This is a genomic window from Myxococcota bacterium, from assembly GCA_035498015.1.
Taxonomy (GTDB): Bacteria; Myxococcota_A; UBA9160; order SZUA-336; family SZUA-336; genus VGRW01.
In genome coordinates this window covers 1-20165 of record DATKAO010000249.1, presented here as the reverse complement: position 1 = coordinate 20165, position 20165 = coordinate 1, and the positions used below count along the sequence as shown (strand labels likewise).

The following is a 20165-nucleotide window of genomic DNA, read 5'->3' as shown; positions in this document are numbered from 1 at the left end:
TGCGCGTGCGCGGCGCGCGCCGCGGCGCCCAGGTCCTCGATGCAGCCCAGGAAGTTCGGCGACTGCACGACCAGCGCCGCGCAGCCCTTCGGAATCGAGTCGAGCCGGGTGCGGCCGCTCGGGTCGAGCGGCAGGGTCTCGAGCTCGAGCCCCACGCCCTCGCTGTAGGTGCGCAGCACCTCGCGCCAGTGCGGGTGCAAGCCGGCGCTCACCGCGACCTTGTGGCGCTTGGTGACTCGCGCCGCCATGAGCGCGGCCTCGGAGACCGCCGAGGCCCCGTCGTAGAGCGAGGCGTTGGCGACCTCGAGCCCGGTGAGCTGACACACGAGTGTCTGGAACTCGAAGATCATCTGCAGCGTGCCCTGGCTGATCTCGGCCTGGTAGGGCGTGTAGGCGGTCATGAACTCGCCGCGGCTCGACAGCGCGTCGACCGCGGCGGGAATGAAGTGGTGGTACGCGCCGCCGCCCAGGAAGCTCGCCGTCGACTGGACGCTGGCGTTCTCGGCCGCGTGCGCGGAGAAGAAGCGCAAGAGCGCCCGCTCGTCGAGCGCGGGCGGGAGCTTCAGCTCGGCGCGGCTGCGCAGCCCGGCGGGAACGGCGCTGAACAGCTCCTCGAGCGTGTCCACGCCGATGCGCGCCAGCATGGCGCGCACCTCCTCGGGCGTGTGTGGGACGTAGCTCACTTCCCGCTGCGCGCCTTCACGTGCGCCCGGTACTCGACGGCCGACATCAGCCCGTCGACCGCGTCGAGGTCCTCGGGGTTGAGCGCGATGATCCAGCCGCGGCCGTACGGGTCCTCGTTCAGCCACTCGGGGTGCTCGGACAGGCGCCCGTGCACCTCGACGATCTCGCCCGCGATCGGCGCCAGCAAGTCACTCACCGCCTTGACCGACTCGACCACGCCGAACGCCTGGCCCGACTCGAGCTGGCGCCCGGTCTCGGGCAGCTCGACGAACACGATGTCGTTCAGCTCGGACTGCGCGTAGTCGGTGATGCCGATGCGAACGATCGTGCCGTCGACGCGCACCCACTCGTCTGACTCCGTGTACTGACAGTCGTCGGGAATCTCGTACTCGCGGTCTGCCATCGATGCTTCCGTCAGCCTCTCTTTCGGCGGTAGAACGGGGTCGCCACGACCTCGCACGGCAAGTTCTTTCCGCGCACCTCGACGTGAGCCCGCGCGCCCACCCCTAGCCCGGCCGGAACGTAGCCTAGCGCGATCGAGCGATCGACGGTCGGGCCGAAGGTTCCGCTGGTGACCACACCGTCGCCCAGCGCGCTCGCGATCCGGAAGCCGGGCCGCGCGACCTGACGCCCCTCCAGCACCAGCCCGACCAGCCGTCGTGCCGGCCCGGCCGACGCGCGCGCCTGCAGCGCGGCCTCGCCGGTGAAGCCCTTGCCGAACGACACGAAGCGTTCGAGCCCGGCCTCGATCGGGTCGTGCTCGCGGTCGAGCTCGTGACCGTACAAGGGCAGCGCAGCCTCGGTGCGCAGCGTGTCGCGTGCGCCGAGGCCCGCGGGAGTCAGGCGCTCGCCGCCCGCGTCGCGCAGCAGATCCCAGAGCGCACCGGCGCGCCCGGCTTCGATGAAGATCTCGTAACCATCTTCGCCCGTGTAACCCGTGCGGGACAGCATGACCGGCAGGTCACCCAGCCGAGTGTCTGCGAAGTGCCAGATCTTGGGTCGTACGAAGCCGGGCGGGGTGAGCTTCGCCACGATCGCGAGCGCCGCCGGGCCCTGGATCGCCAGCAGGGCCGTGGCCTCGCTCTCGTCGGCGATCTCGGCCCGGCTGCGGGTGCGCTGCCGGACCTCGTGCATCCAGTCGCGGTCGGCGGCCGTGTTCGCGGCGTTCACGCAGAACAGCACCTCGCCCGGGCCGGTCCGGTACAGAGTCACGTCGTCGACCGCGCCGCCGCTCGGCAGACACAGGAGCCCGTAGCGCACGCGCCCGAGCTCGGCGCCGGCCACGTCGTTGGTGAACAGCGCCTGCGCCAGCTCGAGCGCACCGGCGCCGCGCAGCCGCAGCTCGCCCATGTGAGACACGTCGAACAGGCCCGCCGAGCTGCGCACGGCGCGGTGCTCGTCGAGGATGGACGTGTAACTGACCGGCATCTCCCAGCCGGCGAAGGGCACGAGCTTGGCGCCGGCGTCGTGGTGCCGCGACCAGAGCGGGGTGCGCGCGAGCGGCTCGCTCAAGGCCGGCGCGGGGCGGTCTGCGCCTCGAATGCCTGCAGCGTGTTCCGCAGCAGCATCGCGACCGTCAGCAAGCCCACCCCCCCAGGCACGGGCGTGAGCACTCCGGCCCGCCCGTTGGCCGCGGCGAAGTCTACGTCGCCCAGCAGCTTGCCGTCGACGCGGTTCACGCCCACGTCGATCACCGCGGCGCCGGGCTTGATCCAGTCGCCCTGCACGAAACGCGGCTTGCCGATCGCCGCCACCACGATGTCGGCGCGCCGCACTACCTCGGGCAGGTCGCGCGTCTTGGAGTGACAGATCGTGACCGTCGCGTTGCGGTGCAGCAGCAGGAGCGACATCGGCTTGCCCACGATCTCGCTGCGGCCGATCACGACCGCGTTCGCGCCTTCGATCCGCACCTTGTGGTGATCGAGGATGTAGATGCAGCCGAGCGGCGTGCAGGGCGCGAAGCCGGGCTGGTTCGCGAGCAGCCGCCCCGCGCTCACCGGGTGCAGCCCGTCGACGTCCTTCGCGGGGTCGAGCGCGAACACGATGCGCGCCGGGTCGATGCCCGGCGGCAACGGAAGCTGCACGAGCACGCCGTGCACCGAGCGGTCGCGGTTCAGCTCGTCGACCACGCGCAAGAGCTCCGCCTCGGTGGTCGTGGCGGGCAGCCGGATCTGGCGTGACTCGATCCCGACCTCGCGCGCCGCCTTGTCCTTGTTGCGCACGTAGACCTGCGAGGCGGGGTCGTCGCCGACCAGCACGACACACAGACAGGGCACGCCGGCGGTGTACTCGGAGACGCGCTTGCGCACGTCGCCCACGATCTCCGCGGCCAGCGCCTTGCCGCTGGTGACTTCGGTCACGAGCTCGCGGCCGCTTTCTTGGAGTCGGACTTCGCGGGCTTGGATTCCGACTTCGGCTCGGGCTTCGACTCGCTCTTCGACTCCGACTTGGACTCGGACTTCGGCTCCGAGGACGACGACTCGGAGCTCGATTTCTTGCTCGAGCCGTAGCCGTCCGCGTACCAGCCGCTGCCCTTCAGGATGAAGTGACTGGCGGAGATCAGCCGGTGCACCTTGGCGCGGCACACCTTGCAGCGCTTCAGGGCCGGGTCGTTGATCGACTGCTCGACCTCGAAGTGGTGGCCCTTCGTGCACTCGTATTCGTACGTCGGCATCTACTCGGATCTCCAGAGGAATCCGGAAAGCGCGGGCGCACTCTAGGGCAGCAAACGGGGTCGGTCAAACAGCGACTTGTGAACGGCGTGGGCACCCTGCCCACGCCTCCGGAGCTCACTCCCCCTCCGGTCGGTCGGAGGTGGCGAGGGCATCGATCAGCTTGCCGTAGCTCTCGAGCGTGCGGCGCAGATCGGCCTCGAGCCGGACGCGCAGGTGCCGGTGCTCGCGGATCTCGTTCGCGAGCTCGGCGCGCTCTTCGCGGGCCTGGGCCAGGAGTTTCTCGGCCCTCAGCTCGGCGTCGACCACGATCGACTCGCTCTCCTTGATCGCCGTGCGCTTGAGCTGCTCGACCAGCGCCTGGGCGGTGGTCAGCGTGTCCTGGATGGTCTTCTCGCGGCTGCGGTAGGCGTCGAGGTCGCGCGCCAGCCGCTCGGATTCGCGGCGCAGCTGGGCGTTCTCGCGCACGACGTCCTCGAAGTCGGCCACGACCGTGTCGAGGAACGCGCTGACCTCGCCGCGGTCGAAGCCGCGCATCTGCGACCCGAACTTGTGCTGGCGGATCTCGAGCGGGGTGAGGCGCATATCTCCAACCCGCAGAATCGGCTGGAAGCGCCTCTGCCTTTACGCCTTTCCGAGCTCGCGCGAGCGCTGGGTCGCGGCGCGCACTGCGGCGGCGAGCGCGGCGCGGAAGCCGCCCGCCTCGAGCGCCGCCAGGCCGGCCGCGGTGGTGCCGCCGGGCGAGGTCACGCGCTCGCGCAGGATCGCCGGGTGCTCGCCGGTCTCGCGCGCCAGGCGCGCCGCCCCGTGCACGGTCTCGAGCGCGAGCGTCCGCGCGGTTCCCGACGGCAGGCCCTCGCGCACGCCGGCCTCGGTCAGCGCCTCGATCAGCAGGAAGACATAGGCGGGGCCCGAGCCCGACAGGCCGGTCACCGCGTCGAGCGCCGCCTCCGGGACCTGGACCACCTCGCCGACCGCGCGCAGGATCGCGCACGCGCGCTCCACGTCGGCGGGCTCCGCGCCCGAGTCATGCGCGACGGCAGTGACTCCTGCGCCCACCAGCGCCGGTGTGTTGGGCATGGTGCGCACGATGCGCGCGCCCGCGCCGAGCAGCCGCCGCAGGCCGGCGGTGGTGGCGCCCGCCACGATCGACAGGTAGAGCGGACCACCGTCGCGCGGCAGCGCGTGCGCGGCCGCCTCGAGCTGCTGCGGCTTCACGGCCAGCACCACCACCTCGGCGCGCTGCGCGACCTCCGCATTGCTCTCGGTGGTGTGGATGCCCAGCTCCTCGCGCAGCGCGCGCCGGCGCTCGGCGGAGACGTCCGAGGCGCACAGCTGGTCGGCCGAGAGACCCGCGCGCAAGAGGCCGCGCAGGATGGCCTCGGCCATGTTCCCGGCGCCCACGGTTCCGACGGACTTCGGCAGACCGATCACCGCTTCTCCCTCTCTCCGAAGAGCACCGTGCCCAGGCGCAGCCACGTGGCGCCCTCGGACACGGCCACCTCGAAGTCACTCGACATGCCCATCGACAGCTCGCGCAGCGGCGGAGCGTCGCCCCGGGCGCGGTTCAGCTCGGCCAGCAGCGCGCGCAGCCGCGCGAACGAGGGTCGCACCTCTTCCGGGTCCTCGCACGCGCGCGGGATCACCATCAGCCCGAGCAGCTCGAGCCCGGGGCTCGCTTCGGTCCGGCGCGCCAGGGCGGGCAGGTCCGCCGGCGCACAGCCGCCCTTCTGGGGCTCGTCGTCGACGTTGACCTGCAAGAACACGCGCAGCCGCCGGCCGAGCGCGCCGGCCTCGTGCGCGAGTGACTCGACCAGCGGCGCGCGGTCGACCGACTGGATCACGTCGCACAGCGCGGCCGCGCGCTTGACCTTGTTGCGCTGCAGCGTGCCGATCAGGTGCCACTCGAGCGGCTCGCTCGTGAGTCGGCGCAGCGCCTCGATCTTGCCCTCGGCTTCCTGCACGCGATTCTCGCCGAACGCGCGCAGGCCCAGGCCAACGGCTTCGGCCACGCGCTCGGGCGGCTGGGTCTTGGTGACCGCGAGCAGGCGCACCTCGGCCGGGTCGCGTCCTGCGGCGCGCGCCGCGCGCTCGATGCGCGCGCGCACGTCGCGCAGCCGCGCCGCGAGCTCAGACACCGGGAGTCACCTGCACCCGCGCCAGGCGCGGCAGGAGCGCCTCGACGGGCAGCCCGATCACGTTCGCGCGCGAGCCGCTGATCTCGGCCACGAAGCGGCCCGCCTCGCCCTGCGCGGCGTAGGCGCCGGCCTTGTCGAGCGGCTCGCCGGTCGCGGCGTATCGCTCGGCGGTGGCGCGGTCGACGGGGTGCATGCGCACCGTGCTCTCGACCACGCCGGTGTCCTGCACGCCGAGCTCGGTCACGAGCAGCGCGAAGCCGGTGAGCACCCGGTGCGTGCGGCCGGCCAGGCGCAGGAGCATCTCGACCGCCTCGGGCTCGTCGCGCGGCTTGCCCAGCGGCTGGCCGTCGATCACCACGATCGTGTCTGCGCCGAGCACGCAGGCCGCGGGCGCGACGCGCGCCGCCACCGCGCGCGCTTTCTCGAGCGCGAGCCGGCGCGCGGTCGCTTCGGGCGCCTCGCCGGGCAGCTCGCGCTCGTCGACGCCGGGCGCCGCGATCTCGAAGCGGAAGCCGGCGTCGCGCAGCAGCTCGCGGCGGCGCGGTGAGGTCGAGGCCAGCACCAGCGCCCTCACGGCGCGGAAGGCGCCGCGAGGCGCTGGCGCGCCGCGAAGGCGGCGCGGGCCAGCGCGGGGTCGGCGGCGCGCTCGAGTGAGTCGAGCAGCGCTGCGGCGGGCGCGCGCAGCTGGTCGTGGAAGCGCACCAGGTCGGGCAGCACGACCGCCGCGATGCGCGCCATGCGCGGGTCGGGATCGCCGCCGCGCGCCAGCTCGAGCGCCGCCTCGGCCAGCGCGCGCGGCGGGTCGGACAGCTTGGCGAAGCAGGACAGCGCGGCCCGGCGCACCGCGCCGTCTGCGTCGCCCAAGGCGGACAGAAAGGCGTCGGCGGTCTCGCTGCGTTCGGGCGCGAGCTCGCGCAGCGCGTACAGGGCCATGCGCCGGCGCCGCGGGGAAGCCGCGCCGCGTGACTCGGCGAGCAGCACCGGCAGAACCTCGCCGTGCATGCGGCCCAACGCGGCCAGCATCTGCGCGGCCTGCCAGCGCGCGTCTCCGTCGCCCAGCTCGAGTGACTCGAGCAGCGGTGCCAGAAGGCGCAAGCCCGGGCGCTCGACGTGGAACAGGACGAACGCGGCCGCGAAGCGCGCGCCGGGGCGGGGGTCGGAGAGCGCGTCGCGCAGGGCGTCGCGCAGGCCCGGCTCCTTGGGCAGGCGCTCGGCGGCCTCGTCGCAGGCGCGGCGCTGCTCGGCCCGGTCCGTGGATCCCAGGCGCGCGAGCAGCGCGGCGAACGGTCCCGCGTCGCTCACGCGAGCGCCCAGTGCTCCTCGCCGGCGGCATCGCGGCTGCGCAGCGCGCGGCGCTCGCGCTCGAGCTTCAAGAGGTGCGAGAGCACCGACTGACCGGCCGCCGGCCAGAGCGCGCGCGGCGTCTCGACGTAGATGCGCTCCACCATGGCCATGACCGTGGTGGCGCCGGCCCGCACGGCCGCCACGATCTGGCGCTCGCGCTCGTGGCGGTGCTCGAGATACTCGGTGAGCTTGGCGCGCGGGTCGGCGACCAGCGGCCCGTGACCGGGGTAGATGCGCTCCAGCGGCAGCTCGAGCATGCGCTCGAGCGAGGCGAGATAGTCGGCCATGTCGCCGCCGTCGAGCGGGATGACCGTGGTGCCCGCGCCCAGCACGACGTCGCCCGTGAACAGCGCGCGCTCCTCTTCGAGATAGAAGCAGATGTGGTCCTGCGCGTGACCCGGCGTGTGGATCGCGCGCAGCGTGACTCCCTCGGCGCGGAACAGGTCACCGGCGCGGATCGGCGTGAGCTCGAGCTCGTAGCGCTCGTCGCGCCCGGGCCAGGGGTGCTTCGCCACCTGGCGGCGGCCGAAGCGCTGCAGCACGTCGGAGGCGCCCCCGATGTGGTCGCCGTGCACGTGGGTGATCAAGAGGTCGCCGGGGCCATCGCTCGCGTGCTCGTCGACCAGCGCCTTCTCGAGCAGCGGCATGTAACTCGGCACGCCCGCGCCGGTGTCGAGCAGGAATGGTCGCGCGCCGCGGCCCACGAGATAGGTGTTGGTGCCCGGCCCGGTGAACGGGCCCGGGTTCTGACCGCGCACGACCACGACGTTTTGCGACCAGCGCTCGATGTCCGGCAAGCTCATGCCCCACATGGAGTCCACGCGCGGACTCTAGCGCCCGGAGGCCGCCGCTGTCTCAGCCCGCTGCACGAGCCGCGGCATGCCCAGCGATCCCTGGAGCTGGAGCGCCAGCGGCAGCGGCTCGGTGGGCAGGTGCATCATGGCCATGAAGCCCTTCACGGGCTCCTCGAGCTCGCGGATGTCGATGTCGAAGGCCAGGCTCTGGTCCGCGCCGAGCGTGCCCGAGGCGTGTCCGGAGAGCGGCGGACCCTGGATGTCGAGCGCGTTCACCTTCCAGTCACCGTCTTCGCCGCTGCGCGCCGCGGACAGCACGAGCTGGGCGAACGGCACCTCGACCGGCGCCGGGCTCTGCACCAGCACCGCCCCGCGGGTCACGGTGCCCTCCAGGCTCGAGTCGGGACCGAAGCGCCACACACCGTCGCAGCGGCCGCGCAGCCCGAAGGGCGTGGTGAGCACGGTGGCCAGTGACTCGAGCGCGACGCCCTCGAGACGCACGATGCCGCTCTTGAGCTGCGGGTCGTTGCCGCGCACCAGGAGGTTGCCCTCGGCCACGCGCGCGTCGAGCCGGGGACCCGAGAACGAGAGCACGGCGCGGAAGTCGTCGAGCACGAGCGTGTGGCCCTCGCGCGTGACTGCCACCCGGCTGGCGCTCGCGCCGAACGGGAAGGCGGGCAGGGCGCCCGTGACTTCGAAGCTGCCCCCCATGTTCCGTGCCATCTGGGGCAGGCCGAGCCGCAGCAGGATGTACGGAGACAGCCAGGCCAGGAGCAGCGCGAGCGCCGCCGCGATCGCGAGCAGGCGGACGATGCGCACGTCAGGCGCGCTCGAAGCTCGAGACCGAGAAGCTGACGTCGAGCACCGGGTTGCCGGCTCCGTCGCCGCGCGTGCGCATCTTGAGCGAGCGCACGATCAGGTGCGAGCTCGAGGTCTCGATCCGGTACAGGAAGTCGACCGCCTGCTCGAGCGAGGTGCCCTTGAGCCGCACCTCGGCGCGTGTCTCCGGGTATTTCTTGTTCTCGGAGGGCTGCTTGGGCTCGATCGACTCGAGCTGGTCCTGCGAGATCTTGGCGTCCTGCGCGAGCGTCGAGAGCAGCGCGATCAGGTTCGTCTTCGCGCCCGGCTGGATGCGGCCCTCCACATCGGCCAGCTCGCCCTGCAGGCCGCGCATCTCGTTGGCGAGCTGCAGCGCCTTGGTCACCTGGGCCTCGAGCTCCGAGGTGCGCGCGTTGGTGGCGATCGCCTGGGCGGTGAGCGGGCCGATGAACACGCCGTACACGAACAACAGCCCCGCGACGCAGCCGCCCGCCACGATCAGCCAGCGCTCGCGCGTGGTGCGCTGGGCGAGATAGCCGCGGATCGCCGCCAGGAGCCCGTTCACGACGCGTCCTCGTCGGACAGCCGGATCGACACCGTGAAGGTCTTCCCGCCGCGCCGCGGATCGGTCTTCACGTCGGTGACCAGCACGCGGCGGAAGCCGTCGAACTTGGCCAGCTCGGCCTTCAGCTGGTCGGCCGACACGAAGTCGGCGGCGTGGCCCTTCGCGACCACGCTCTGGCGCTCGATCGAGAGCTCGTCGATCGACACGTCGAGTGACTCGGGCGTGAGCGTCGAGATCTGGCGCAGGATCTCGAGCACCGAGAGGCCCTTGCCGGTGACTCCCAGGTGGGCCGCGAGCGCGCGCGTTTCCGCCGCGCGCGCCTCGAAGGTCTTGAGCGGGTCGGCCCCGGGCTCGGCGTCGGGGAAGGTCTGCTTCAGGATCGAGGCCACCTCGCCGCGCAGCAGGTCGATGCGGTGCGCCGCGAACATGGCGCGGGCGCCGGCGCTCGCCGTCCACAGCGCGAGGAACAGCGCGAACAAGCCCACCGTGAGGCGCAGCTGCGGGCGCAGGCCCGTGAGGTCGGGCGAGTACGCGAGCTCGTACTGGCGGAAGTCGCTCTGGGTCACGCGCTCGGTCGAGGCGCCGCGCAGCGCGAGCGCCGCGGCCTGCGCGAATACCGGCGCGCCGGCCTGCGCCAGCTCCTCGGCGCCGTCACCGGTGCGGGTCACTTCGAGCGCGCGCGTCGGCAGCCCCGTGCGCTCCTCGAAGAAGGCCGCCAGGCCCGGCAGCTGCGCGGACCCGCCGACCAGCACGATCTCGCTGGGCGAGACCGGGTCGAGCGGATCACCGGCGATCGACTGCACGCTGCGCAGCGTCTCGCGCACCAGGTGCGCCAGCAGGTCGCGCACCCCGTTCGACACCGGCTTGGTGCTGCCGCGCTCGAACACGCCGTGCGAGATCTTCTGCTCCTCGGCCGCGGCGGCGCTGAGTGAGAGGTCGTAGGCCAGCGCGTGGGTCAGGTGCTTGCCGGCGACGTCGATGCGGCGCAGGCCGATCGGCCGGCCGTCGACCAGGAGACACAGGTTGGTCTTCGAGTGACCGACGTCGAGCACGAGCCGCGGCACGTCCGACAGCCCCAGATAGTGGGTGAGGTTCGCCAGCGACGCGCCCTCGCACTCCACGATGCGCGGCTCGAGGTCCATGCGCCGGCACGACGCCAGGTGCTGCTCGACGTCGCTGCGCGCGGCCAGCGTGACCAGCACGTCGGTCTGGTCGGCGCCGGTCAGCACCTGCTCGTGGCCCACGACCATCGCGGTCAGCGGCAGAGGCAGCTCCTCGTCGATCTCGTAGGCGATCGCCGCCGCGACGCGCTTGGCGCCCGCGAACGGGAAGCGCAGATGGCGCTGGGTGAGTCGCGAGGTCGAGAGCGCGGTGACCAGCACTTCCGGCGAGAGATTGCGGCTCTGCAGCCAGAGCTGGATCGTGGCCTCGATCTCCTCGGATGGCGCCTCCTGCGGCAATGGCAGCTCGGCGAAGCGCACGAACGCCGCGCCGCGCAGCCCCGCCGACAGCTCGGCGAGCTTCAGCGAGTGAGTCCCGACGTCGAGGCCGACCACGCTGCGCTCGAACATCAGCAGCCCAGCTCGTAGAACAAGGTCTTCAGGTCGGCGCCCGTGCCGCGGTCGATCACCGAGTGCACGCAGGCGCGCGTCTCGCCGATCGTGGCCTCGCTGTCCACGGAGAACACGCGGCTGGTGTACGTGGGCGCGGGGAAGATCTGCTCACCCGCGGCGATGCCGAGTGTCTGGAAGAAATCGGTGCACGGCTCCTGGCCGGCGGACGGACAGAACACGTGACCGTCCTTGCGCGCCTTCAAAATCTCGAAGACGTCGCGCTGGTCGAGCAGGCGATAGTCGTCGCCCACCCCGTGATAGACGAGGCTCAGCACGTGAGCCGGCGCCGTGTTCAGGTTCACGCCTCCCCCGTTGTTGCCCGGAAAGATCGGGTAGGGCGTAAAGTAGGCCTTGAGCGCTTCGAGCAGCAAGGGATTCATGCCCGGCACGTTCGCGAGCTCGTCGAGTGAGAAGACGGGTCTGTTCAGCGGCGCCGCGCGCGACTTCTTGATCTCCACGTAATACTCGTGCTCGGGCGTGCCCACGCGCGTCTCGTCGTCCTTGTCGATCCAGTCCAGGAGCGCGTCCGAGAGCTCGTCGATGTCGGGGTCCTCGAGCTTGCCCGAGCCCTTGAACTCCGGGACGTCGTCGCGCAGGTGGGCGAAGAAGGCCTTGAGGAAGTTCTTGCTCGAGTCGCCGATGCGCTTGCCGTCGCCGTCGATCAGCGCGTTGAAGTCGATCTTGGTGCCGGCGTCGTGGATGCGCACTCGCAACAGCGCTCCGCCGGGTAACTCGATGTCTTCGTGCGACAGCACCGCCCAGCCGTCGAGGTCGGACTCGACCGTCTTGGTCACGTCGCTGCCCTCGAGCAGGTCGTCCTGGAGCATGCGCGTGGCCAGCCCGATGCCCGAGCGGGCGAGCATGTCGGCGCGCGCGTACTGCGCCTGCTGGCGCGTGGAGAGCACCTCGATCAGCGAGGTCTTCGCCATCGCGTAGGCGGTCGAGATCGCCACGACCACCAGCACCATGACCAAAAGGAGGACGATGCCCTCCTCACCGGAGTGCGGGCGCGGCGCGGGCGCGGGCGTCTCGGGAGTCACCGGCACTCTCCGGCGTCGAAGCCCGGCACGCCGCCCAGCAGCACCTTCAGGCGCTGCAGCCCGGCCGAGGGCTGCTCGGGGCTCCAGCAGGTGTCCTGCACCTGCGCCTGCGCGTCCTTGATCGCCGTGGCGAGCGACGGGCTCGCCTGCTCGATCTGCGCGCTGAACTGCTGGATGCAGTCCTGCACGGTCATCCCCTCGCCACAGTCGGCCTTCTTCTGTGCGTTGTCCGCAGTCAGCTTGAACGGACGCACGGGCAGGTCGATGGTGCGCGAGAACTCGGGCCCCTCGGTCTGCTTGCCCGACTCATCGGTCTCCCACAGCGAGATGGTGACGACGATCGAGGCGGGCAGCTGGTCGAGCTGCTCGGCGCCGGTCGAGTCCCAGCCCTCGGTCGCCTGCTGCTGGTCGGAGTGATAGCGCGCGAGGAAGGTGGCGACGTGGTCGGCCACCAGGTCGGGGGACTGCCACTTCACTTCCTTCATGAGCTGCTGCGAGAGCGGCTCGGCCTGGCGCAGCAGCGCGAGCCCGTGCCCGTCTTCGGAGGGCACTGCGGCGTAGGTCACGACCTCGAGCGAGTTGTCCGAGCCGCCGGGCGGCCGGATCGGCGTGCGAGTCACGAAGCGGAAGCTGTCGGTCTCGTCTTCCGCGTAGGGCTTCGACTCGCCCCAGAAGAAGTAGGGCTGGAGCAGGGGATCGGTGCCGTCCTCGCGCTGGATCAGGATCGTGCCCACCAGCTCGCGCTCGAGCCGGTCGAGCACGATGCGCGCGGCGCGGTCGCGGCTGGGCGAGTGACCCACCCGCTGGTAGGAGCGCTCGATGCCCTGGTAGGCCTCGAATGCGAACGTGAGGACCATCGCCATGATGCAAACGGCGACCAGGATCTCGAGCAAGGTGAAGCCGGCGTTCGAGCGAGTCACTGGCTCACCGCATGCCCGGGTTCTGCCACGGATTGGGTCCGACGAGCGCGCCGGTGTTCGGGTCGACCGTCGCGCCGGCCTGGCCCGACCCGCCCTGGCTCTTGCCGGTCTGACCCGGCGTCTGGCCCGGCTGCTGCGGCAGGCCCTGGAGCTTCGAGGGGTCCGGCGGGGAAGCGACCAGGAAGACGTACGGGTCGACCGACTCGGGATCCTGCTCGGCGGTGTAGACGCGCACCTGGACCACGCGCAGGGGCGGCTCCTGGCCGCTCGCGGCCGGCGCGGGCGCGCGCTCGTGCAGCGGCTGGAACAGCGGGGAGGGTGCGAGCTCGCCCTTGTAGTCGGCCGGCAAGGTGAGTGACTGGGGCACGACGCTGATCTGCCAGTGCAGGTCGGAATCGGGCTCCTCGAACACGCCCTCCTGGATGCCGTCCTTGAGCGCGTCGCCCATCTCGAGCTCGGCGCGCAGGTCGCGCATGCGGTTCTCGGCCGCCTGCGCGGCCCGCGCCTCGGCGCGCGCGCGCGACAGGTCGGCGAGGTTGCGAGTCACCGACTCGAGCAGGATCCCGAACACCAGCGACACGATCAGGATCGCCGCCAGCACCTCGAGCAGAGTGAAGCCCGACTCGCGGGCGATGTCACTTCGCATGGTTCGGCTCCTCGACCTGGATCTCGCCCGTGAAGGCCACCAGCCGGATGCGCACGTCGTAGCCCGCCGTGTCGCGCAGCCAGATCTCGGCCGGGTCGGTGCTGCCGTCGGTGCCGAAGCCGATCGCCACCGCGCCGTCGTTGCGCTTCTGGTCGCCCAGCCGGACCTCGGCGATCGCCACGTCGTCGGCGTCGTCGAGCGCGCGCCACTCGCCGATGCTGGCGTCGACGGGCACGAACTCGTGCAGGTCGATGGGCGGCGCGGTCGACAGGCCCTCGGCGTGCTCGGGCAGATCGGCGTCGGGCTGGGGCGGCGGGGGCACCTGCATCTCGACGCGGAACACCTGGTGGTCCAGGTCGACCACGAAGCGCTGCACCTTGCCCGTGGTGACCGCGCGCTGAGACACGTACTCGAGCTCCGCCGCCAGGCTGCGCGCCGAGTTCCGCAGGTGCACGCCGAACCCGTTCCCGATCGACGTGACGAACACGCCCGTGATCAACACGATCAGGAAGATCACGATCAGGATCTCTAGGAGGGTAAAGCCCAGGTCTGACTGGGCGTTCGTTCGCCTTCGGCTCACTGCGCACGGCTGCGCCGTTTGCAGGCTCGGCTCAGGGCGGCCTTCGCCGAGCCTCTCTCCGCCGCGCCGGGTCATGGCGCCCGAGTCACGTCACTTCGAGGCGGTCGACGACTCCCAGTTGCCGATGTCGGCGTTGTCGCCGTCGCCGCCAGGCTGGCCGTCGTCGCCGTAGGAGTAGAGGTCGTAGCTCTGGGGATTGTTCTTGCCCGGGCGCTCGTACTTGTACGGGTTCTGCCACGGGTCGACCAAGGCCTTGGGGTTCACGTAGCCCCCGGCCGGGTAGCGCTTGGGCCGCGGCTCGCTGGTCGGCTCGTGCGCCAGCGCGTCGAGGCCCTGGTCGGTCGTGGGGTAGGTGCCGTTGTCGAGCTTGTACAGCTCGAGTGACTGCGAGAGCTGGGTCACCTGCATGCGCGCGATGTCGCCCTTCGCGCGCGTGAGCTGGCCGAACAGCCGCGGTGCGAGCAGGGCCATGAGCATGCCGATGATCAGCACCACGACCATGATCTCGAGCAGCGTGAAGCCATCGCGGGACCGGAACTTCATGGCATGTCTCCTAAACGTTGCCCCTGAACCACACGAAAGACTCACAAGGCGGTCGTCATGTTCATGAGCGGCAACAGGGTCGAGAGGATGATGAGCAGGATCACCAGGGCGACGAAGATCAGGAGGATCGGGCCCAACAGCGCCATCAGGCGCGAGAGGGCGTTCGAGACCTGATCGTCGTAAGTGTCCGCGAGCTTGCCGAGCATCGCCGGGAGCTCGCCGGAGGCTTCGCCGACGGAGATCATGTGAGTGACGAGCGGCGGGAACTCGCCGCTCGTGCGCATGGTACCCGCAATCGAGGAGCCGCGGGTGATGGCGTCCTTCGCCAGGTCGACGGCGCGCCCGATGATGGTGTTCGAGGCCACGGTCTTCGAGATCTCCATCGCGGGCACGATGCTGACGCCGCCCGCGGTCAGCGTGGCGAGCGTGCGCGCGAAGCGCGCGATCGCCACGAAGCGGATCAGCCGGCCGAAGATGGGCAGCCGCAGCGTGAAAGCGTCCCAACGCAGGCGCCCGGCCTCGGTCTGCACCACGCGGTTCCACGCGACCACGAGGAAGGCGATCACCAAAAGGCCGGGCAGCCAGTAGTGCACCACGATGTCGGACAGGCCCATGACCAGCCGCGTGGCGAAGGGCAGCGGCTGCTTCATGTCGCGCAGCATCTGCGTGATGTTCGGGATGACCTTGACCAGCAGCACGCCCGCGACGCCGCCGCTGAACACCAGCATGAGCACCGGGTAGATCATGGCGTTGATCAGCTGGTTGCGGAGCGTCATGCGGTTCTCGACGTACTCCGCGAGCCGCTCGAGCACCGGCGCCAGCGCGCCCGACGACTCACCCGCGCGCACCATCGAGCAGTACAGCTCGTCGAACACGTACGGGAACCCGCCCAGCGCCTCGGCCAGCGAGCTGCCCTCGTTCACCGACTCGCGCACGCGGCCGATCACCGCCTTGAAGCGCTCGCGCTCGACCTGCTCGGTGAGCGCCGACAGCGCCTGCACCAGCGGCACGCCGGCGGAGATCAGCGTCGCAAGCTGACTCGAGAACATCGCCAGGTCGAGGTCGGGCACGCGCCGCAGCGCCGGGAGCTGCAGGCGACTCAGTAGCTCGGATGCCTCGCCGCGAGTCTTGCCCTCGAGGATCTCGGTCGGGAAGATGCCCTCGGCGCGCAGCTTGGCGCGCGCGCCGCGCAGGCTCTCGGCGTCGATGCTCGCGGCCACCGAGCGGTTGCCTGCGGCGACGCCCTTGTAGCGGTAGACCGGCATTGCGTCAGGCCGCCTGCGGATCCAGCGCCGCGACGGCCTCCTCCTCGGTCTGGCGCAGGATCTCCGCGACGGAAGTGTTTCCCTCGAGCACCATGCGCGCGCCGTGCATGCGCATGGTCTGCATGCCCAGCCGGACGGCCTGGTCCTGGATCTGCTTCGAGTCGACGCCCTTGGTGATCATGCTGCGGATCACGTCGTCGATGATCAGGATCTCGAAGATGCCGGTGCGGCCGTGATAGCCGGTGTGATTGCAGTGCACGCAGCCCTTCGGGCGGTAGATCGTGCGCGAGACCGCGTCGGTGCGCCGGATGCCGATCTCGGCCAGCTCCTCGTCGCCCGGCGTGTACGCCTCGCGGCAGCGCTTGCACAACACGCGGATCAGCCGCTGCGCGATCGCCGCGACCAGAGACGACGCGATCAGGAACGGCTCCACGCCCATGTCGATCAGGCGAGTCACCGTGCCCGCGGACTCGTTGGTGTGGATCGTCGAGAACACCAGGTGACCCGTGAGGCTGGCCTGGATCGCGACCTCGGCGGTCTCCAGGTCGCGGATCTCGCCGACCAGGATCACGTTGGGGTTCTGGCGCAGGATCGAGCGCAGGCCCGCGGCGAACGTGAGTCCGATCGACGACTTCACCTCGATCTGGCTGATGCCGGGCAGCCGGATCTCGACCGGGTCCTCGATCGTCATGATGTTGTGCTCGGGATGGTTGATGTCGGCCAGCGCCGCGTACAGCGTGTTGGTCTTGCCCGAGCCGGTGGGACCGGTCACCAGGATGATCCCGTTGCTGCGCCGGATCAGCTTGCGCAGGGTCTCCTGGTGGCGCGGAGTGAGTCCGATCTTCTCGATCGACAAGAGCTCCTGGGTGCGCGGCAGCAGCCGGAGCACGCAGCGCTCGCCGTACTGAGTGGGCAGCGTCGACAGACGCACGTCGTAGTCGCGGCCGGCGATCTTGAGCACGATGCGGCCGTCCTGCGGCAGGCGCTTCTCGGCGATGTCGAGCCGGCCCATGATCTTGATGCGCGTGGTGATCGCCTGCTGCATGCGCCGCGGCAGCGCCCGGATCGGCTCGTGCAGGATGTTGTCGACCCGGAAGCGCACCACCAGGTCCTTCTCCTGCGGCTCGATGTGGATGTCGCTCGCGCGCTCCTTCACCGCCTGCTGCAGGAGTGAGTTGACCAGCCGGATCACCGGCGCGCCTTCCTCGGAGGAGTCGAGCAGGTCCTCGGGCTCCGAGATCAGCTCGCTCGCGATGTCCTCCAGGTCGCTGTCGTTGAACTCCTCGGCCACGTCCTCGGCCGACGACGCCTGGTCGTACACGTGGTTGATGCAGCTCAGGATCGCGCGGCGCGTCACGAGCACCGGCTCGCAGCGCGCGCCGGCGTAGATCATGCGCAGGTCGTCGAGCGGATCGGTGAGCAGCGGGTCGGCCACCGCCACCTCGAGCCGCTCGCCGTCGCGCTTGATGGGCAACAGGAAGTGGCGCTTGGCGAAGGAGATCGGGATCTGGGTCGCGAGCTCGGCGTCGATCTCCTCGGGCGAGAGTGTCTCGCGCGTGGGAATGCCGTACAGGCCGGCCAGCGCGCCCAGCAGCTCGCCTTCGGGCACGAGCTCGAGCTCGAGCAACAGGTCGGTGAGTCGCCGGCCCGACTGCTCCTGCTTCTTGAGCGCTTGCTGCAGCCCGTCCTCGGTGAGCGAGGTGTGCTCGAGGAGCGCGCTGCGCAGCTGGAGCGGGGCGGCCACTTACGGCTCCACCACGACCAGCGCAGGCAGGCCGCGCGATGCGGTCAGATCGCGCGCCACGCTCTGTGCCTTGGCTTCGTTCGTGTAGGGCCCGAGCTGCACCCAGTGCGTCGTCTCGCCCTGCTCGCTCTGCGAGAACACCGTGCCGTCGTAGCCGTCGGCGATCAGCTTCTGCAACAGCTCCACGGCCTCTTCCGCGGACGCGAAGTGGGCGACCTGCACCAGGTAGCTGCCGCTCGCCTCCTTCTTCTTGAGAGACTCGATCTCCTGCTCGCGCTCCTGCTCGCGCTGGATCGACTCGTCGCGCAGCTGCGGCAGCGTCTCGACCGGGTATCTCTGGTCGTGGCGCTCGAGCTCGCGGCGCACCGGGTTGGGATCGATCGGCAGGGGGATGCCGGCCTCGAGCGCCTTGCGCCGCTCTTCCTTCTCTTCGGCGCTGAGGTCGATCGCGGGCGCGGAGGCCGACTTGAAGCGCTCGCGGTTCTCGACGGTCAGCCGCTCGAGGTCCTGCGGATCGCGCACGATGCGCGGCGTGAGCAGCACGAGCAGGTTGATCTTGCGCCCGTCGTTGTGAGTCCCCTTGAACGCCCAGCCCAGGATCGGAATGTCGCCGAGCCAGGGCACCTTGGACTCGTTGTCGTTCTGCGTCTCGGACAGGATCCCGCCGATCATCACGCACTCGCCGTCGCGCACGTAGACGGTGTTCTCGACCTTGCGGTTGGTGGTGGTGGGGCCGAGCGTGGGGTCGGGATCGGGCAGGACCTCGCTGATCTCCTGGAAGACGTTCAGCCGGACGGTGTCGCCCTCGCTGATCTGCGGAGTGACTCGCAGGGTCACGCCGACGTCCTGGCGGGCGATGTTCTGCGAGGTCTGGAAGGGGTTGTTCGGGTCGGAGGTCGTGCTCGCAGCCTGGAGGCGCGAGGTGGGCACCGGGATGTTCTGGCCGACCACGATCTCCGCCTCTTTCTTGTCGGCGGTGAGGATGGTGGGCGCGGAGATGATGTTGCCGTTCTTCTCGACCGCCGAGGCGGTGATCACGCCCTGGATGACGGGCACCTTGATCGTGCTGCCGGCGGGCGCGTTGGGATCGGGATTCGCGATCGTGAGGGTCTTGCCGAGCAGCGCGGTGGTGAAGCTGCCCGGGTTCGACAGGCCGTTCGCGAGGTCGGCGCTGGTGGTCGAGACCAGGCCGTCCTGGCTCTCACTCCCGATGCCGACGATGCCGCCGTCCTTGGTGGCCATGTTGGTGATCCAGCCGATGCCCAGGTCCTGGCTGGGGTTGGCGTCGACCTCCATGATCAGGGCCTCGACCATGACCTGCGGGCGGCGCACGTCGAGCGCGTCGATCACCTCGGAGATGGTCGCGTAGGCCTCGGCGCTGGCCTGGATGATGAGTGAGTTCGTGGGCGCGTCGGAGGTGATGCGCACGCCGTCGCCGAGCTCCGCCACCGCGCTGGCCGCGCCCGGCGTGAGTCCGCTCGAGCCCAGGCCGCCCAGCCCGCCGCTGGCGGAGGTCTGCGAGGTGCCGCCCAGGCCGGTGAGCGAGGTGCGCGTGGTGCCGCCGCCGAGCCCCGTGCTGCTGGAGCGCAGACCGCCGCCGCCCGGCGAGCCCGTGGCCAGGCTCGAGAGTGTCTGCGCGATCTCGTCGGCGTCGGCGTTCTTCAGCCGGTACACGTGGATGCGCCCGGCGCCCTTCCGCTTGTAGTCGAGCAGCGTGATGATGCGCTCGATCTCGTGCAGCACGGCCTTGGTCGCGATCACCACGATCGCGTTCGTGCGCTCGTCGGGAATGAAGCGCGGCTCGCTCGCGCCCGTGGCGAGATTGTCGGAGCCCGGAACGCCGGGCACGCCGGGATTGCCCGGCTGCGGGACGGATGCCCGCGCGCGCCGCAGCCCCGGCTGGCCGGGCGTGCCGCCGCCGCCCTCGTCGCCGAAGATCTGCTGCAGCTGCTGGGTGAGCTGCGCCGCGTCGGCGAACTGGATCGGGATCAGCTTGATCTGCTCCTGGTAAGTCGCGACGTCGATCTGCGCGATGATCTCGCTGAGTCGCCGGATGTTCGCGGCCGCGTCGGTGATGATCAGCGTGTTGGTCTGGCCGTACGGAATCACGCTCGCCTCTTTCGAGACCAGGGGCTTCAGCGTGTCGCTGATCGCGTCGGCCTTCACGTAGTGCAGCGGCAGCAGGCGCGTGATGAACGTGTCGCGGTTCTCGGTGGGCCGCTCGCCGGTCACCGTGTCGATCGGGTTCTCCTTGGCGTCGCGCAGGGGCAGGATCTTCAGCACGCCGCCCGGCGCGGGCACCGTGGTGAAGCCCTTCACCGCCAGGATCGACTCGAACACGCGGTAGGCCTCGTCGACGGTCACCGGCTCGGGCGAGATCACGGTGACTCGCCCGCGCACGCGGTCGTCGTACAGGAAGTTCTTGCCGGTCGCCTTGGCGATCGTGCTGATCACCTCGGTGATGTCGGCGTCCTGGAAGTCGAGCGAGACCATGGTGTCGCCCGCGGGCGTGGGCACGGCGGGCGGCGCGGGCGCCGGCTGCTGCGCGCGCGAGTGACTCGCGGCGGAGAGCGCGAGCGCCGCGAGCGCGGCGGCCAGGGCGCGCCGGCTCACAGGCATCGCGTGGTCTCCGTGCCGTCGGGCTGGCGGCACTTCAGGCACGACTCACCGCTGCCCATGCCGAGCAGCGCCTGCGGCAGCTGCTGCACGCCGCTGAGCTTGGTGCCGTTGAGCTCGAAGCAGACCGAGTTCTCGGCCATGCCCGTGAAGGCGCCGCCGGGCCGGATGTTGCTGAGCTT

Annotated in this window: 23 protein-coding genes; all 23 read right to left on the bottom strand. The window is 70.8% G+C overall.

What is annotated here, in order from left to right; genetic code table 11:
- Positions 1-683 (bottom strand): hypothetical protein (locus tag VMR86_22200; protein ID HTO09779.1); only part of this gene is annotated, 683 nt, incomplete at its 3' end.
- Positions 680-1087 carry a glycine cleavage system protein GcvH gene (gene gcvH / locus VMR86_22195; GenBank protein ID HTO09778.1) on the bottom strand — a complete coding sequence of 136 codons (408 nt, stop codon included), beginning with the start codon at positions 1085-1087 and terminating at the stop codon, positions 680-682. The genes gcvH and VMR86_22200, both read right to left, overlap by 4 nt.
- An 11-nt stretch (positions 1088-1098) precedes the next feature.
- Positions 1099-2196 (bottom strand): glycine cleavage system aminomethyltransferase GcvT, encoded by a 1098-nt coding sequence (gcvT, locus tag VMR86_22190; GenBank protein ID HTO09777.1) that lies wholly within the window; start codon positions 2194-2196, stop codon positions 1099-1101.
- Positions 2193-3017 carry a bifunctional 5,10-methylenetetrahydrofolate dehydrogenase/5,10-methenyltetrahydrofolate cyclohydrolase gene (locus VMR86_22185; protein ID HTO09776.1) on the bottom strand — a complete coding sequence of 275 codons (825 nt, stop codon included), beginning with the start codon at positions 3015-3017 and terminating at the stop codon, positions 2193-2195. The genes gcvT and VMR86_22185 overlap by 4 nt, the downstream gene beginning before the upstream one ends.
- Positions 3018-3040: 23 nt before the next feature.
- A complete protein-coding gene (locus VMR86_22180) occupies positions 3041-3358 on the bottom strand; it encodes a zinc ribbon domain-containing protein (protein HTO09775.1) in 318 nt (105 codons plus the stop codon).
- 115 nt (positions 3359-3473) lie between these two features.
- Entirely contained in the window at positions 3474-3941 is a 468-nt protein-coding gene (locus VMR86_22175) for a DivIVA domain-containing protein (protein ID HTO09774.1), read from the bottom strand.
- Between the two features lie 39 nt (positions 3942-3980).
- Positions 3981-4790, bottom strand: a complete 810-nt coding sequence (proC, locus tag VMR86_22170; GenBank protein HTO09773.1) for a pyrroline-5-carboxylate reductase — start codon at positions 4788-4790, stop codon at positions 3981-3983.
- Positions 4787-5494, bottom strand: a complete 708-nt coding sequence (locus VMR86_22165; GenBank protein ID HTO09772.1) for a YggS family pyridoxal phosphate-dependent enzyme — start codon at positions 5492-5494, stop codon at positions 4787-4789. Before VMR86_22165 ends, proC begins: the two co-directional genes overlap by 4 nt.
- Positions 5487-6068: a Maf family protein gene (locus tag VMR86_22160; GenBank protein ID HTO09771.1), complete on the bottom strand. Its 582-nt coding sequence runs from the start codon at positions 6066-6068 to the stop codon at positions 5487-5489. Before VMR86_22160 ends, VMR86_22165 begins: the two co-directional genes overlap by 8 nt.
- The gene (locus VMR86_22155) at positions 6065-6796 is read right to left on the bottom strand and encodes a hypothetical protein (GenBank protein HTO09770.1); all 732 of its coding nucleotides are present in this window, start codon (positions 6794-6796) and stop codon (positions 6065-6067) included. Before VMR86_22155 ends, VMR86_22160 begins: the two co-directional genes overlap by 4 nt.
- Positions 6793-7650: an MBL fold metallo-hydrolase gene (locus VMR86_22150; GenBank protein HTO09769.1), complete on the bottom strand. Its 858-nt coding sequence runs from the start codon at positions 7648-7650 to the stop codon at positions 6793-6795. Before VMR86_22150 ends, VMR86_22155 begins: the two co-directional genes overlap by 4 nt.
- Before the next feature lie 18 nt (positions 7651-7668).
- The gene (locus tag VMR86_22145) at positions 7669-8451 is read right to left on the bottom strand and encodes a hypothetical protein (protein HTO09768.1); all 783 of its coding nucleotides are present in this window, start codon (positions 8449-8451) and stop codon (positions 7669-7671) included.
- A gap of 1 nt (position 8452) precedes the next feature.
- Positions 8453-9016, bottom strand: coding sequence for a type II secretion system protein GspM (gspM, locus tag VMR86_22140; GenBank protein HTO09767.1), 564 nt, complete (start codon positions 9014-9016; stop codon positions 8453-8455).
- On the bottom strand, positions 9013-10587 hold the full coding sequence (gene pilM / locus VMR86_22135) for a pilus assembly protein PilM (protein ID HTO09766.1): 1575 nt from the start codon (positions 10585-10587) through the stop codon (positions 9013-9015). Before pilM ends, gspM begins: the two co-directional genes overlap by 4 nt.
- Positions 10587-11669, bottom strand: coding sequence for a type II secretion system minor pseudopilin GspK (gene gspK / locus VMR86_22130; protein HTO09765.1), 1083 nt, complete (start codon positions 11667-11669; stop codon positions 10587-10589). The genes pilM and gspK overlap by 1 nt, the downstream gene beginning before the upstream one ends.
- Positions 11666-12589, bottom strand: coding sequence for a prepilin-type N-terminal cleavage/methylation domain-containing protein (locus tag VMR86_22125; GenBank protein HTO09764.1), 924 nt, complete (start codon positions 12587-12589; stop codon positions 11666-11668). The genes gspK and VMR86_22125 overlap by 4 nt, the downstream gene beginning before the upstream one ends.
- 4 nt (positions 12590-12593) lie before the next feature.
- On the bottom strand, positions 12594-13235 hold the full coding sequence (locus VMR86_22120; protein ID HTO09763.1) for a prepilin-type N-terminal cleavage/methylation domain-containing protein: 642 nt from the start codon (positions 13233-13235) through the stop codon (positions 12594-12596).
- Positions 13225-13752, bottom strand: coding sequence for a hypothetical protein (locus VMR86_22115; protein ID HTO09762.1), 528 nt, complete (start codon positions 13750-13752; stop codon positions 13225-13227). Before VMR86_22115 ends, VMR86_22120 begins: the two co-directional genes overlap by 11 nt.
- Positions 13753-13905: 153 nt before the next feature.
- A complete protein-coding gene (gene gspG / locus VMR86_22110; protein ID HTO09761.1) occupies positions 13906-14358 on the bottom strand; it encodes a type II secretion system major pseudopilin GspG in 453 nt (150 codons plus the stop codon).
- Positions 14359-14399: 41 nt separating this feature from the next.
- Positions 14400-15623, bottom strand: coding sequence for a type II secretion system F family protein (locus VMR86_22105; protein ID HTO09760.1), 1224 nt, complete (start codon positions 15621-15623; stop codon positions 14400-14402).
- A 4-nt stretch (positions 15624-15627) separates the two neighbouring features.
- Positions 15628-17367: a type II secretion system ATPase GspE gene (gene gspE, locus VMR86_22100; protein ID HTO09759.1), complete on the bottom strand. Its 1740-nt coding sequence runs from the start codon at positions 17365-17367 to the stop codon at positions 15628-15630.
- Positions 17368-19980 carry a type II secretion system secretin GspD gene (gene gspD / locus VMR86_22095; GenBank protein ID HTO09758.1) on the bottom strand — a complete coding sequence of 871 codons (2613 nt, stop codon included), beginning with the start codon at positions 19978-19980 and terminating at the stop codon, positions 17368-17370.
- On the bottom strand, positions 19977-20165 hold a 189-nt coding region (locus VMR86_22090), incomplete at its 5' end, for a hypothetical protein (GenBank protein HTO09757.1). The genes gspD and VMR86_22090, both read right to left, overlap by 4 nt.